This window comes from Candidatus Bathyarchaeota archaeon (assembly GCA_030739585.1).
Taxonomy (GTDB): domain Archaea; phylum Thermoproteota; class Bathyarchaeia; order TCS64; family TCS64.
Genome location: JASLYX010000006.1, coordinates 35,284 through 49,778, shown reverse-complemented (window position 1 = coordinate 49,778; position 14,495 = coordinate 35,284). Strand labels below are relative to the sequence as shown.

The 14,495-nt window shown below is 51.2% G+C and carries 10 protein-coding genes, 1 tRNA gene and 1 pseudogene; 4 read left to right on the top strand and 8 right to left on the bottom strand.

What is annotated here, in order from left to right:
• Window positions 1–140 precede the first annotated feature (140 nt).
• Complete coding sequence (locus QGG23_06235; GenBank protein MDP6049022.1) at window positions 141–1,316, bottom strand: reductive dehalogenase; 1,176 nt, start codon at window positions 1,314–1,316, stop codon at window positions 141–143.
• Window positions 1,317–1,417: 101 nt separating this feature from the next.
• Here QGG23_06235 and QGG23_06230 point away from each other — a divergent pair.
• A pseudogene (locus tag QGG23_06230) lies at window positions 1,418–3,070 on the top strand (fucose isomerase).
• A gap of 370 nt (window positions 3,071–3,440) precedes the next feature.
• Here QGG23_06230 and QGG23_06225 read toward each other — a convergent pair.
• The 7 genes from QGG23_06225 to QGG23_06195 all read right to left on the bottom strand — a co-directional run bounded on the left by QGG23_06225 (window position 3,441) and on the right by QGG23_06195 (window position 9,688).
• A tRNA-Ala gene (locus tag QGG23_06225) sits at window positions 3,441–3,516 on the bottom strand.
• Between the two features lie 422 nt (window positions 3,517–3,938).
• A complete protein-coding gene (psmB, locus tag QGG23_06220; protein ID MDP6049021.1) occupies window positions 3,939–4,544 on the bottom strand; it encodes an archaeal proteasome endopeptidase complex subunit beta in 606 nt (201 codons plus the stop codon).
• A gap of 279 nt (window positions 4,545–4,823) precedes the next feature.
• Entirely contained in the window at window positions 4,824–6,011 is a 1,188-nt protein-coding gene (locus QGG23_06215) for a DUF790 family protein (protein ID MDP6049020.1), read from the bottom strand.
• Window positions 6,008–7,336: a DEAD/DEAH box helicase family protein gene (locus tag QGG23_06210; GenBank protein ID MDP6049019.1), complete on the bottom strand. Its 1,329-nt coding sequence runs from the start codon at window positions 7,334–7,336 to the stop codon at window positions 6,008–6,010. The genes QGG23_06215 and QGG23_06210 overlap by 4 nt, the downstream gene beginning before the upstream one ends.
• 61 nt (window positions 7,337–7,397) lie before the next feature.
• Entirely contained in the window at window positions 7,398–8,507 is a 1,110-nt protein-coding gene (rtcA, locus tag QGG23_06205; protein MDP6049018.1) for an RNA 3'-terminal phosphate cyclase, read from the bottom strand.
• Complete coding sequence (locus QGG23_06200) at window positions 8,471–9,130, bottom strand: phenylalanine--tRNA ligase beta subunit-related protein (GenBank protein ID MDP6049017.1); 660 nt, start codon at window positions 9,128–9,130, stop codon at window positions 8,471–8,473. The genes rtcA and QGG23_06200 overlap by 37 nt, the downstream gene beginning before the upstream one ends.
• A gap of 21 nt (window positions 9,131–9,151) precedes the next feature.
• The gene (locus tag QGG23_06195) at window positions 9,152–9,688 is read right to left on the bottom strand and encodes a nicotinamide-nucleotide adenylyltransferase (GenBank protein ID MDP6049016.1); all 537 of its coding nucleotides are present in this window, start codon (window positions 9,686–9,688) and stop codon (window positions 9,152–9,154) included.
• A gap of 137 nt (window positions 9,689–9,825) precedes the next feature.
• Here QGG23_06195 and QGG23_06190 point away from each other — a divergent pair, with 137 nt between their 5' ends.
• From QGG23_06190 to gatE, 3 genes are all read left to right on the top strand, one after another.
• On the top strand, window positions 9,826–10,404 hold the full coding sequence (locus QGG23_06190) for a phosphoribosyltransferase (protein ID MDP6049015.1): 579 nt from the start codon (window positions 9,826–9,828) through the stop codon (window positions 10,402–10,404).
• 392 nt (window positions 10,405–10,796) lie between these two features.
• On the top strand, window positions 10,797–12,128 hold the full coding sequence (gene gatD, locus QGG23_06185) for a Glu-tRNA(Gln) amidotransferase subunit GatD (protein MDP6049014.1): 1,332 nt from the start codon (window positions 10,797–10,799) through the stop codon (window positions 12,126–12,128).
• Entirely contained in the window at window positions 12,128–14,023 is a 1,896-nt protein-coding gene (gene gatE, locus QGG23_06180; protein MDP6049013.1) for a Glu-tRNA(Gln) amidotransferase subunit GatE, read from the top strand. The genes gatD and gatE overlap by 1 nt, the downstream gene beginning before the upstream one ends.
• Window positions 14,024–14,495 lie beyond the last annotated feature (472 nt).

Here is a 14,495-nt window from a genome sequence, read left to right as displayed (position 1 = left end):
GATGCCGCATCGCCTAAATTATTCGCGTTGGTGCTCGCTCAGGTCTCTCTAGGGGGGTACCTGAGTGCAACAAAAGATCCTGACGTAGAAATAGACAATACTCCTCCAATCCGAGAATACGATGTTGGAGTTGATGTAACTCATAGGGTTTGCTCCCAGTATTTTATCGGATCCTTCATTTTACCGTAGCCCATGGCGTTATCAGCCCAGACCCATAAACGATTCAGGAGCGGGACGTTTCTGATAAACCACTTTATCACGGAATGCTTGAGCCCCGAGGGCTTTGTAAAGCTGCAGACCATAAAGCAGTTATTACATCCATGTCCTATCTCATGCCAATAGTCAAGGCACTTTTCAGCGTTGCTGTACCACTTGAGTGCTCCGGAATTATTGAACCCCTTGTGTCCCATCCACTCCCGAGGACCATGGGCGATCGCTTGACTAGGGCAGTGTTTTGCACACTTTTTACAGACCTCACAGTATTCGATGATGCCCCCGGGGGCCTGGGGACTCTGGGGAAGGGGTATATCTGTAAAAATCTTGCAGATCCGAACCAAGGGGCCTCGCTCCCAGGTGATAAGGCGGCCGTGACGTCCCAAATGGCCCAGACCAGCTTGGATTGCGATGGGGACGCTAAGAGCAGTGTCGTTGCCACAGGGGATTGCGTGGTAACCGAGGCCTCTAATGAACTCGGCGACATGACCTGCAAGTAGATGCATTCTGCTGTACCCCATCGCGGTGGCGACCTCTAGCCGGGTGGGGCTGTACCTCGTTTCCTCATACTCCATGGGAACGGTGAGGGCAATGACCCATTTGTGGCTCTCTGGGATCACTGCTTTTTTATCAGTGAGATAGCCCTCCTCGACGTCTTCAAAGACAATCTCCCTCCCAAACCTAGCGTAGGTGTAGACCCATCGCTTATCGATATTCGTGAACCCGATACCAGCGGCACCAAAATATTTTGCGGCCTTGACAATTATCTTCGCTGCCTTCTCAGGTGTTCCTTCCCAACGGAGGACTCCCTCAGGCTTTCTGGCTACTCCCAAGGGTTCCCAAGAGTAGAAACCTGTTCCCTGGGAGTCGTGCTTCCCTGGAAGGGTTTCATACATTCCAGCAGCGGAGTTGAAGGCATAATCTACCAGAGAAAAACCGGAAATGCCCTGGTTGATCCGCTCAGTTTTGTCCTCGTCTCCCCCAAAGTTCACGATACTCCCGGTTCTTTTTAGACGCTGCCCGAAAGCGGTGTCCCTCTGGTCGAACCTCATGTAAAAGTCCTTGACGGGGTAGTTCTCATTGAAGTTTCGGGTCTTTGCCATACTGGAAACCTTTTCCTTTCTGGGTATCGGCGATTGAAAAAGACTTTTCTCCATGACTCCTGATGATCGAATTATATATTGATCTGGGCCAGAAAGAGTTCATGGCAGGTTATAGGATTCCTAGAATAGAGATTCCAGAACCTATTGGAGCAAATACGGCGATCCTCGTGGCAAGCGGTGACCTCCGTCTTTCCGCGAATAGAACCTGCTGGGCTGCCCAAAAGGCGATGGAGGTGAAAGTGATAAAAGCTTTTGCAAATGAAGGTATCACACTCATCAGAGGCCATGAATACGACCCCCAATTAGGCCACGGATTTATCTGGAACCAACGCATAGGAATGGACGTCTTCAAGGGAATCCACCCAGAGGCAAAGATCATTGTCGCAGAGGCTGTGTGGCAGTACAGTCACCATGTCCTCGCGGGACTCAGGGATCACCGAGGACCTATCCTCACACTGGCTAACTGGAGCGGGGAGTGGCCGGGGCTCGTTGGTATGCTCAACCTCAACGCCTCCCTTACTAAGATGGGCGTCAAGTTTAGTACCATCTGGAGCATAGACTTCACTGACAACTTCTTCCTTAACGGGATCCACCAGTGGATAGACGAAGGTAGGATCACCCACGATACAAGCCACGTACTGGACTATGATCAAAGAAGACTACCCTCCGTTGAGTCTGAGCTGGGTATATCACTCGCCAAGGAGCTGATGCAATCAAAGGCAATAATGGGAATATTCGACGAAGGGTGCATGGGAATGTACAACGCGATCATCGATGATGAGCAGCTCAATAAGTTAGGGGTTTACAAGGAGCGCCTTAGCCAGTCGGACCTCTTTGTTGCCATGCGCGAGGTCACCGATAAGGAGGCCCAGAGCGTAAGGGGCTGGCTCGAGGAGAGGGGTATGACCTTCGTCACGGGGACAGATGAGGAGACGGAACTAACCGACCAATAGTTACTTGAGCAGTGTAAGATGTACATAGCTGCGGTGAGGATCGCGGCCAAATTCGGTTGTGACACCATCGGGATCCAATATCAACAAGGGCTCAAGGATTTGGTTCCCGCTTCAGACCTAACTGAGGGGCTACTTAACAACCCAGACAGGCCCCCTGTCTTCGATCCTATGACGGGAAATGAGCTTTATCGGGGGAAAGCTCTGCCCCACTTCAACGAGGTGGATGAGTGCACCGGGCTCGACTCTCTTATTACTAACCGGGTCTGGACAGCGATGGGGCTTGACCCCTCCACTACCCTCCACGATATCCGTTGGGGAGAATACTACAAGAGCAACAACATCAACGACTTTGTCTGGGTCTTCCTTATCTCAGGGTCCGCCCCCGCATCACACTTTGTTGGAGGGTACACGGGAGCCTCTAGCGAAAGGCAGCCCCCGATGTACTTCCGCCTCGGAGGTGGGACCCTAAAAGGGGTGAGCAAGCCCGGCGACATAGTTTGGAGCAGAGTCTATGTGATGAACGGGGGGCTCCATGTCGACATGGGTCGGGCAACAGTAGTGGATCTGCCAGAAGAAGAGACCGAAAGGAGGCTTCTAGCCACAACCCCCCAGTGGCCCATCATGCACGCGGTGCTCCACGGCGTCTCCAGGGACCAAATGATGGCGAGGCACAAGTCCAACCATATCAATGTGGTGTACGCGCCGGACCCTGAGACTTCTGATAAAGCTCTAGCCGTAAAGGCATCAATGTTCCACACCCTAGGGGTAAGGGTCCATCTCTGCGGCGTTCAAATAGGATAGGAGGTTAAAAAAAGGGAAAAAGTGGCGATTTTAAGCTGCTCACTAAAATTCTTGAAAAAAAGTACCATAACAGGCAGACACTGCTAGCTCAAATATATGAGCAATAAGGAAGACACTCCAAAAGTAGCAAATGGATTACAGCAAATCCCGATAAAGATCATGCTTCTCTAGAGGATATAGAATACCAAAAGAGTGAATACTGCACGTGCGGAACGATTATACGATATTTTTGAGCAAGCTAATTTACAATAATTGAGAATGATTTTAAAGACGTCGTTAACTTCATCCTGAACTAAATAAATTCACATGAAGTTAAAATAGAAGGCGCACGATTGGGCGGATATAATGAAGAGTTATCGTCTAATATTTTTGGTGGACTGGGGGGGATTTGAACCCCCGACCTCTCGGATGCGAGCCGAGCATTCATACCGCTGAACTACCAGCCCATAGCAACAATTGTTAATAAACGACCCCCATTTAATCCTTTACCCGGGATATTTATTCACGCGAATTAAGCTTTGCAGAAGTAAAAGAGGAAAAAATAGTGGACCTTCTCTCTCAGATAAAGAATATCGATATTTCCTTAAATTTATTATTAATTTTTCTTCTCACACCAGCTCGTTGCTAAACTAGAGGTGCGTTTTAGTTTTTCTGCGGATGAATAAACCAAAAATATTTATCATCCTAATTTTTATTGCGCTCACATGCGAGGAAAACCCGAATCTACCTAAAAATAAAACTGAAAATGCTCAGAAAAGATCTCATTCAACATAAAAAAATGTGACCCATAAGATAATAAAAGTGCAAAAACTCCATGGGTATCCTCACGCCGAGGTGAAAAATTCCTATAATCCAGGCATGATGCCGGTCAGGACTTTGTAGTGTGGGTTCTTTCCTCGGTCTCATCCCTTCGGATTAACAATATATCCACGCCGTCACCGGAGACCACGTCCCTGGCCACAGCGGACCTGATCGCATCCAGCGCAAGCTTGGCTCCAGCCTCTAGATCCATTGACTCAGAGTATTTGGCCTCTACCAATCCCATCGCGATAGGCGCACCACTCCCCGCGGTGATGAAGGGGTCAGGTATCAGGCTCCCCACAGGGTCCATGGAAAAGAGCGTTGGACCGTCAATGTCGACTCCCCCCACTACAGACTCCATGAGTAGAGGCATCATTCGCCTCTGGAAAAGCATATTTGAGATCAATTTAGCCATTGACCTCACAGTTATCTCCCGGTTGTGCTCTAAGTCATATAAATTAGCGTAAGCGGTGACTTCCCGGGTCATTGCTTGCATATCAGAGACCAGCCCCGCGAAGGCTAGTCCCATATTCGGGGTGATCTGGAACACTTTCTTCCCGTGCCTGCTCGCCACCATCCGACCCCAGCTCACCCGCTTCTCCGCGGCCAGCACCACACCGTCGCTGCACCTGAGGCCCACCACGGTGGCTCCTTGTATGTTCTGATAACCCATATCTGCCAACCACCAGTTAGAAAGAGAGGGCAGATATAAAGGATATTCTGAGGAACCGTGTCCAGACTGCGCCTAAAGTACCACAGTTACACCCTAAAATCGTGGAGAAAATCTGATTTTGCAGGTCAGAACATGATTGGTAAAATAGTGGCATTCCCATCCGTCAAAATTTTTTCATACCTGCCCCGTTAATGCATTAAATAGAGAACCGAACCAATCAGCATATTATGAAATATTAGATATCAATTAACTTTGTATTATCGAGCCATCAACAAGGGCTCAACCACCCCGTTTCAGACGGTATACCAAGCTCTCCTTACGGTCTCGGTTCCACTCGATCTCGAATCCCAACGCCTCGAGGACTGGCACGGGCTGCTTGACCCCGAGTCTTTTCAACATAACCCTCACGGCATCGAACTTCATATCAGATGCTCCTCCAAGTGCCTTAAGAGTCTCCTCCTTCTTCTCCCGGGAGATTAGCACTCCCCCTAGATCGAGAAGATTCTCCTCACGATACATCATTCTGACCTCTGACTCTGTGAGTCTCATCTTCCGGGCAACATCATCCACAATGATAACCCCCCCACTAGACTTCACTTTTGAGGGGGGGGCGGATCGGAGGAAGGGGGGAGAAGTGCGTTGTACCTCCGGGATGAGGAGGTTCTCCCCCGTGGAGTTTGCACTCAGCATCCCCCCCTCGACGTCCCCTCTAAGCTCTAGCCTATAAGCCCGTCCCACTTTTAACGGGAATATTACTGCCACTGAAAGTGCCCACCCCTTCAACTGTAACAACCTTGAAATGACCAATTCGATGAGTGCCCCCCGGTAACCACTCCGGTTACTAGGTCTCCATTCCACGACAAGCCTCGATACCCCGCCGGACCTCGAGACTCTGCTCTTCCCAAGTTTATCCATTGCGTCCTCTAGTCTACCATCACTGCCATTGTAACTAACCTCGAGCCGTTTTCCATGGGCAATCACGGCTATCGTGAGGGCAAAATTGTACTCCTTCAACAGGTCATGGGACTCAGGCTCATTAAATTCTGCCAGTATCTTCTCATCATCGAGATCAGCATAGAGACTCTGCTCTAGCTCGAGGGTAGAGATCCCAAGCCGGAAGGCAGTGTTGGCCATGACCCGGTTCCTTCCCTTCTCGGTGGCGACAACTGTTCGACCCGCATCGCCGAAGAGCGCGTTCCTTGCCTCGAGGGGAGATATAACCTCCCTGCTCTCGAAGGCACACCTCTCCTCCAGAAGTGAGGAAAGCCCCCTAACTAACTTATAGTTGTATCCCAGCTCCTCACATCCCGAGACAGCCCCTCTCAGCTCTCTCCGAGCCTTTTCCACGGAATCTCGGTACACTGAGATTAGGGTCTTCGCGAGGCCCAGCTCCTCCTCAGAGGCATAAATAGGCTTCATGGTTCCCTTCCTCCGCCTTACCCGGATATGTTCAGAGTCGAGCATCATTGCTTCCGCCTCCTGCTGGCCCGAGTCTCAGCGGTCCCCATCGAGACGAGCTCCACAAGCTTCGCCTTTTTTCCTCCCTTCTTCCTGAGCACCCTCCCGAGGCGTTGGATAAACTGTCTTCCACTTCCCGTCCCGCTCAGGATGACTGCAAGAGAGGCGTCTGGGACATCCACCCCCTCGTCTAGGACTTGGCTCGTCACCACTCGTAGGTAACGCCCCTCCTTGAACCCCGCCAGGATCTCTTGCCGCTCCTCTCTTGGTGTCTGATGGGTGATTGCTGGGATCAGCATAGACCGGCTGACGCGGTAAACCAACTTGTTGTGCCGGGTGAATATGATGGCTTTCTCGTCCTGGTTCTCCTCTAGGAGCCCCTTCAGATAAACCACCTTGCTAGATGAGTTCTGGGCAAGGTCCATCGCCCTATTTCTCGCGAGGAGTGCCCGTCTCGCTTCAGGATCCCTTCCGGTCCTCTGCACGAATCGCTGGTAGTCCTTTGCACTCCGGATCTTTATGCCCCGCCTCTGGAGATAGCCTCTGTATTGCGAGAACCTCCGGTCATACTCCAGTTGCTCCACCTCAGAAAGGGGCACTCGAACAGTGCAGACCGAGTAGTCAGAGAGGTGCACCCCAGCCAGGTCATCCACGAAGGTCTCATATACCAGCTCCCCAACCATCTCCATTATGGCATCCGCCGCACCCTCTTTCTTGCTCAAGGTCGCGGTGAGGCCCAAACGGTGGGGTGCAGTATACATGAACCCTATTCGTCTATAGCTCGGGGCAGGGAGGTGATGAACCTCGTCCAGAACAATAAGACAGAATCTGTTCCCTATGGTAGGGGCCTGGATAGCAGCTGAATCATATGTGGATACGGTGATGGCTCGTACATCCCTATGCCCTCCCCCCAAGACGCCCACATCGATCCCGAAAGCCTCCTTTAGCCTCTCCCTCCACTGATCTACGAGGACTAGGGTTGGAACTACAACGAGAGTGGCCTTACCCAGCTCCTCGATTGCCTTCAACGCCAGCACTGTCTTCCCAGCGCCGGTGGGAAGAACCACCACCCCTCTGCGTCCGGCCTGCCTCCAAGCTCTTAGAGCCTCATCCTGGTAGTCTCTGAGCTTGAAGTTAGAGGAAAGAGGGCTAAGGGGTAAGTTTGCCACGGCCTCATCCCGAAACTCCACACCTTTCGAGGCCAGGCGTTTGACGATCACGTCGTGCAGGTGAGCAGAGGCACGATAGTTGCCGCTACTGGCATCGCGCACACCAAAGGGAATGGCTCCGCCCTCCGCAACTACTGTTCCCCGCTCAAATCTAAGGACTATCAATCTGACTCTCCTGAAGCATCAAAGGACCATCAAGCCCCGGGGGAATATAGATTTCACGCCATCAGTCGATGTATGGGTTCCTGAGCCCGGTCCCTTTTATCCGGATGCGAGCGCCGTTTTCCATGGAATCTACCCGGATAGTTGCACCTGTAAAGATCTGGGCCAGCTCAACAGCGGTCTCAGTGTGCTTCGTTAGCTGACTCACGGTGAAATCCGACTCTCCTTCTGCAAGTGAGCACCAGAGGATCAGGTTGTCACCTGTAAAGCGGTCCACGGCGGCACCGGATCTAACCTCATATAGAAATGCATCTACTGCTTCCTCCCCAACCTGTTCTGCTGGCTTCCCCCTCTCCCCCATTGAGCTTGATCCAATGAAGATGCCTGGGCTCTCACTAACCCACAGGCAAATGACGCTCCCTGGAGACAACGGCGATTCCCTGCCTAATTTAACCCTGACATCAATGTGGGCATCCATTCCAGCCGCCCTCAACCGGGCTTTGGCCGCGCCCATTTGTCTTTCAGCAACGTGACCCGGGAGTTTACCGCAGATCGAGACGCCTTGTTCGGCTGAGACTCTTTGACCTTTAGCAATCAGCGGGGCAAGACTCTCCACAGATTTAAAATCTGCAGAAACAAGCCCACCACCCTTAGGATAAAAACCCTCTCTCTTCACGGAGAGCGATCCCTGGAATCCCATTGACTCTAAAGCGGCCCAGGTCACGTTCTCCATGATAGGCATCGGAGGAGACCATCTGACATTAGTGCCCCCATGGACCACAAGGCTTGTGGGAGCTCCTGCAAAAGCGGTAAGGGGGGTTAGACACTGGAGCAATAGGGTAATGCTACCTGCTGTACCAATATCAACCTCGAAGTTTCCACCCGAAATGGGGCCGGGCAGGAGCGTTATCTCTGAGGATCCGATTCTCAGACCTGTAGCCTCACCCTTGCACATTAGGGCAACAGCCTCTGCTGTCTTGAGGTGTTGAGGTCTAAGGCCGGGACGACTCCTCCCTTGTCTGATGTTGTGGACCCTCGTCGGAACTCCCAACAGAGCGCTGTAACTCAGCGCCATCCGGAGGATCTGACCGCCCCCCTCCATCATTGAACCATCCACCTCGATTATGAGTAATCCTCCTAGGTCTGAGAACCGCCGCAGAACCGAGTAATCCACTCAATGACGACCCTGCTGGCGTTAGAGAGGAGGGCCTCGGTGATATTAGGGACGCCACAGATCAACAGCTGTACATCCCTCGTGGCCTTGGTGATTTTACACACCTCAGCGTCTCGATATGGATAGATGGCCACCAGCTTCTTACCATCCTCAATAACGGGCTCCCCCCCACCCAGAACAACGGGCGTCGCCATCCCAATCCCAAGGAACTCCTCCCCTACAGCAGCTTCCCTCAGGTAGAGAGTGCCTGAGAGCCTCTCCTCGTCGAAAGCCGCAAGAGGAATCGCGGACTCGACCGAAGCAAGATTGTAGACGTCAACAAAGGTGTTTATCATAGGGAGCCGGCGACCCCTCAGCACTCTTCTGAGGAGCGCTTCGGAGGCAGGCCTGATTTTTGTGGGGTCCACCCCTACCCTCCAGAAAAAGTCCCTATAGGCCCTGAACCGGGGATGCTCTCGGAGCTGGTCCAGTGTCCATCTCGCCTGCGCATTCGCTATGACCTCGATCTTGAATGCCTCAAGCTCAACAGACTGGCGGTGGACTTCGACGTCTTCCATCCTGATTGTTTTGGCGCGAAGCCCAGGGAACCTTGCAGCGAGTTTGGGGGAAACTTGAAGCCACATGTTCAATCATCCTGCAATTCTTTAATCATGAACGCGGCCGGAGTCTAACTTTGCAAGGTCCCTGATCCTACCCTCACCGTCGATCTCCTGGAGGTACCTATAGACCTCAGCTGGGACAAGGGATTCCCAGTCCTCCCCTGAGAGTATTCTCCGCCGAATCTCCGTAGCCTCGTATTTATTCCTCATGTAGAAATCGATCCCTTTTACTTCGTAATTGGCCTCAATCAAGAGCCTCCGAGTGAGAGGCTGGTTAGTATAGACCACATTGAAACGGGGCGTCTGTGACTCGACCTGGGAAACCCAAACCCTGTGGGTAGGGGCATCTGGAATGGGGATGAGCATATACTTTTCCATAGGCACGTCCGAGGCGGCCAGTGTTTTCCCAATCATCTCGAGACGCTCCCCTGCAGTGAAAGGATTATCTGGCTCGTGGCTCATCTGAGCGCTCCCCACCACGATGAGGAGCTCCTCCGATTCCTCAAGTATCTTTTTTATTGCATGGAGGTGGCCAAAATGGAATGGTTGAAACCTTCCGACAAAAAGGGCTGTTCTAAACAATAGTTCTCGCTCCGGATTCATTGAAAAAATGACATATGGTTTATTTAACGTATCTCCCAAATCCGAGGGGCTCGGGGTATAGGGTCAGTTATATAACCGAGATATGTAAACCGTCATTACACAGTTGGGATTCACAGATGGACGACTTTGGAGACCTCACACTTCTCCACCAAAGCTGGGAGGATATTGAACGCCTCTCCGAGGAGCTCGCCCAGAAGATCATGGAGAGCGGATTCTGTCCTGACATCATAGTCGCAATTAGCAGGGGAGGCTTTAACCCTGCACGTATACTCTGTGACCAGCTAGGCATAAGACGGTTGGCAAGTGTCCAGGTTGAATTCTATTCAGACATCCACAATTCGGCCAAAAAACCTAAGATAGTCTACCTCCTGAACGCCGATGTTTTAGGGAAGAGCGTTCTGGTGGTTGACGACGTGTCTGACACTGGGGGCTCTCTTCAGGTGGCGAAAGACCACGTGTTCGGTAAGAGTCCGAGAGAACTTAAGGTAGCGACCCTCCACCTCAAACCCTGGACTAGTTTCATACCGGACTACCATGCAGCAGAAACAAAAGCTTGGATCGTGTATCCATGGGAACCTGTCGAGAGCGTTAGGTCCATGGCAGCAAAACTCAGGGAAAAGGGATGTTCAGACCAAGAGATCAGGGAAAAACTTCTTAAATTGGGCTTCAACCAAAAGACCCTGAAACGGATTTAACTACTCGAACAACGGGATAATACTCAAATGTGCTCCCCATAAAATTATCCTATTTGTCACAATCTAACTGTTTAACGTTCACTGTACGTGAGCATCACATCATGGAAACTAGAGTTGTTAGTGCCGCGAGTTAGATGGGACCCGCTCTAGGTGAAGATGTTCCATCCCTAATTAAAATCTCAATCATCTAAAAAACATATTTTGAAATGTGATCGCATGTATAAACAGATGAAATTTACTGAAATTTCCAAGTTAACAAAATATTTGGAACAAACAGTTCACAAATAGCGCGATAGATTATCTAACGATCTCTCTACTCCGATGTCCAATAATATAGGTTTTTATGCAGTACCAAATATAAGCCCCTGCGGCATAAGAAGTTCTGATTCTAAATGGATGAGGACTCTCTACAAGGCTACCGGGGGAGACTCAAGGTGGCCCTCAAAGCCATCGGAGCTGGAATTGGGGACTTTGTCAAGGTAGAGTCCCAGAATACTATATACGAAGGCTCCCTGATGCCCCGCCTTGAGAGCGATGATGAACATCACATCGTCCTTAAACTTAGAAACGGATATAATTTAGGGGTCACCTTCAATGCTTTAACGCGGGTCAAGCGGATAGGTGAAGCAGATAAGCCCGAGTTCAGCCCTCCACCCCTCCCAAGCATAAAGAAGGGGCTCCCTCGGGTGAGTATTGTTAGCACCGGAGGCACCATAGCAAGCAGAGTTGACTATACCACGGGGGGAGTCCATGCTGCTATCTCATCTAGGGACCTCCTCAGCATAGTCCCAGAGCTCTCCGATTTCGCTGCCGTCGAAGCAGACATCCTCTATAGCGTCTTTAGTGAGGACATCAATTCTCGCCACTGGACTGGTATGGCAACGATGGTATCGGAGAAGGTCAACGCTGGCGTGGCAGGCATCGTCATAACCCACGGAACCGACACTCTCGGATACTCTGCTGCGGCCCTCAGCTTTTCCCTGAGGAACCTGCCAATCCCCGTCATCCTTGTGGGCTCCCAGAGGAGTTCAGATCGACCCAGCAGCGACGCTGCCACAAATCTCGTGGGGGTCGTCACCGCTGCTGTAAATGCACCCTTTGCCGAGGTTGTCCTAGGAATGCACGAGACTACATCAGACACCGGCGTTGTGTTCCATAGGGGTACCAAGGTAAGAAAGCTACACACCAGTGCAAGGTATGCGTTCCAGTCTGTAAACGTCAGACCCCTCGCTAAAGTGGCTGAGGGAAAGGTGGAGATGTTTGAGAACGATTATCGGAGAAGAAACGACGGCACGCTTAAGATCATGAACGGTTTCGAAGAAAAGACGGGTCTTGTGAAATTCTACCCAGGCCTACAGCCAAATCTTGTGGAGTGGTATGTTGATGAAGGTTACAAGGGGCTGATCCTAGAGGGGACTGGCCTTGGCCATGTTAGTACAAGGCTATTCGAGGTCATAGATAGGGCTATCAAGGCGGGGCTCTACGTTGGGATGACCTCCCAATGCATCTGGGGGAGACTTAATATGAACGTCTACACCACGGGTCGGATGCTCCAACGGCTAGGGGTCGAACCTCTCGGGGACATGCTTCCGGAAACGGCCTACGTGAAGCTGATGTGGGCCCTTGCTAACTCAGAAGACCTAGAATCGGCTAAAGTGCTGATGCAGAAGAATATCGCAGGAGAGTATTCGGATAGGACACTTTACACGGGGAGGTTCGGCTGATGGATTATGGTAAGCTGGGGCTTAAAGTAGGCCTCGAGATCCACCAGGAACTGGCTACAGAGCATAAGCTCTTTTGCAAGTGTCCCCCCACGCTCTTTAAGGAAAAGCCTGAGTACACATTTCTCCGCAGGCTTAGGCCGAGCCAGAGCGAGTTGGGGAAGGTTGACCCCGCCGCCCTCTTTGAGTTCATTAAGGGGAAGACAATGCTCTACGAGGCAGACCGTGCCACCAGCTGCTTTGTTGAAATGGACGAGGAACCCCCAGGACCTTTGAACCTTGAGGCCTTGGACATTTGCCTCACATTCGCCCTCATGTCTGGTTCCAAGCCCGTAGACGAGGTGCACGTTATGCGGAAGATCGTGGTGGATGGCTCCAACACTACTGGTTTCCAGAGGACCTGTATTATCAGCGCGGGCGGCTCCGTAGAGTCCGATGGTAAGACGTATAGCATCCAACATGTGGGCCTCGAGGAGGATGCCGCTAGGAAGGTTGCCGACGATGGAAAGGTAAGCCACTACAGGATCGACAGACTCGGGATACCTCTTATAGAGGTTGCTACGGATCCAGATATCTACTCCCCAGAGGAGGCGGAGAGGGTAGCCCTCGCGATCGGACAGATACTAAGGGCCACAGGGAAGGTGAGGAGAGGATTAGGCTCCATCCGACAGGATGTTAACATCTCCATAGCAGATGGTGCCATTATAGAGATCAAAGGAGTCCAGGAACTGAGCCTCATTTCCAAGGTTGTAGAGTTTGAGGTCCAAAGACAGGTGGCCCTTCTTAGGCTGACCGACGCATTGGCTGTTCGAGGCGTCAAGAAGGGGGACCTAAAGAACAACATTGTTGATGTCACAAGTCTCTTCAAAGGGTCTAAAAGTCATATCCTAAAGACTGTCTTAAAAAAAGGGGGAAAGGTCCTAGCCGTCAAGCTCCACGGTTTCGCCGAGATAGTGGGCCACGAGCTCTGCCCTGGCAGGAGACTAGGAACGGAGATGGCGGACCACGCTCGTTTCCATGCTGGGGTAAGAGGGATATTCCACACTGATGAGCTTCCCGGCTATAACATATCAGAGGGGGAGGTCCAATCTCTGAGGGACCGAATGATGGCTAAGTCATCGGACGCAGTCGTTATAGTCGCTGATGAGGAGAAAAAGGCACATAAGGCACTCGAGGCTGTTCTCGATAGAGCTAAACAGACACTCTATGGGATTCCCCGAGAGACTCGCTCAGCGAACCCCGACGGAACTAGCTATTTTACAAGACCCCGCCCCGGAGCAGCGAGGATGTATCCCGAGACCGATATTGTCTGCATCCCAATTACATCAGAAAAGCTGGAAACCCTAGAGGCTAGGCTTCCAGAGATGCCAGAGGATAAGTTGGCGAGGCTAAAGGCCGATTACGGTATAAATGAGAAGCTAGCGAAACAAGTGATGAACTCGATCTACTCAGAATTCTTTGAGGCACTAGCGGGGAAAGGTCTTGGCGATCCTACGCTCATCGCCGTTACCCTCACAGAAACTCTGAGGAGCCTGCAGCGAGACGGGATTCCAATTAAGAGCCTCAGAGAGCATACGATTATGGGCATCTTCACTCTTGTCAATAAGAGGGGGACAGCCAAGGAGTCAATCCCCGAGCTCATAGCTTGGCTGGCCTTAAATCCAGATAGGACGGTTAAGGAGGCCCTTAAAGCCCTCAGTCTTGGTATGATAGGTATGGAAGCTCTACGGGAGCGGGTTATGGCGAAGGTTTCAGAGAATGAGGGACTGGTGGAACAGAGAGGGATGAAGGCGATCGGGCCCCTGATGGGGATGATGATGGTAGAGATCAGGGGGAGGGCCCGAGCAGAAGACGTTCAGACCATCCTACGGGAAGCCATCCAAGCAAGGATTAAATGATAAACAGTGAGGCAGCGATAGGCTTTTGTCTCAGGCACCTACTTCGCACGGCACAAAGAGGAGGGTTCCAAAGGTACCTACTTAGATCACTAGAGTTTCTTACTCGAACTTTAGTTCTCTATAATTCAAGCTAGACTTACACGGTGTATACTCTCTGGCGAGGAGAATTAGCAGATTTATGCTTTTGGAACAGCTTGTAAGGAGATTCTTACTGTACTTTTTTCTGCGCTCAAGCCTGCTGAACACTGACTTAGTGAAGGCTAGGAGTGCCTCGGAGCCATTATCTCTACTAATTATCCTACAAAACAGCCACAATTACGTCTGATTTCGTGAGCCCTTCTTGCAAAGGGATTAGACAAAATCTAGGAATCTGTTACAATCAATTCCGCTTTAATATATCCATAACCATTCTCCACTATAATTGTAGGCCCTCTTCTCAACCAAGGAATTCCTTTATCTCATAATCAGCCGC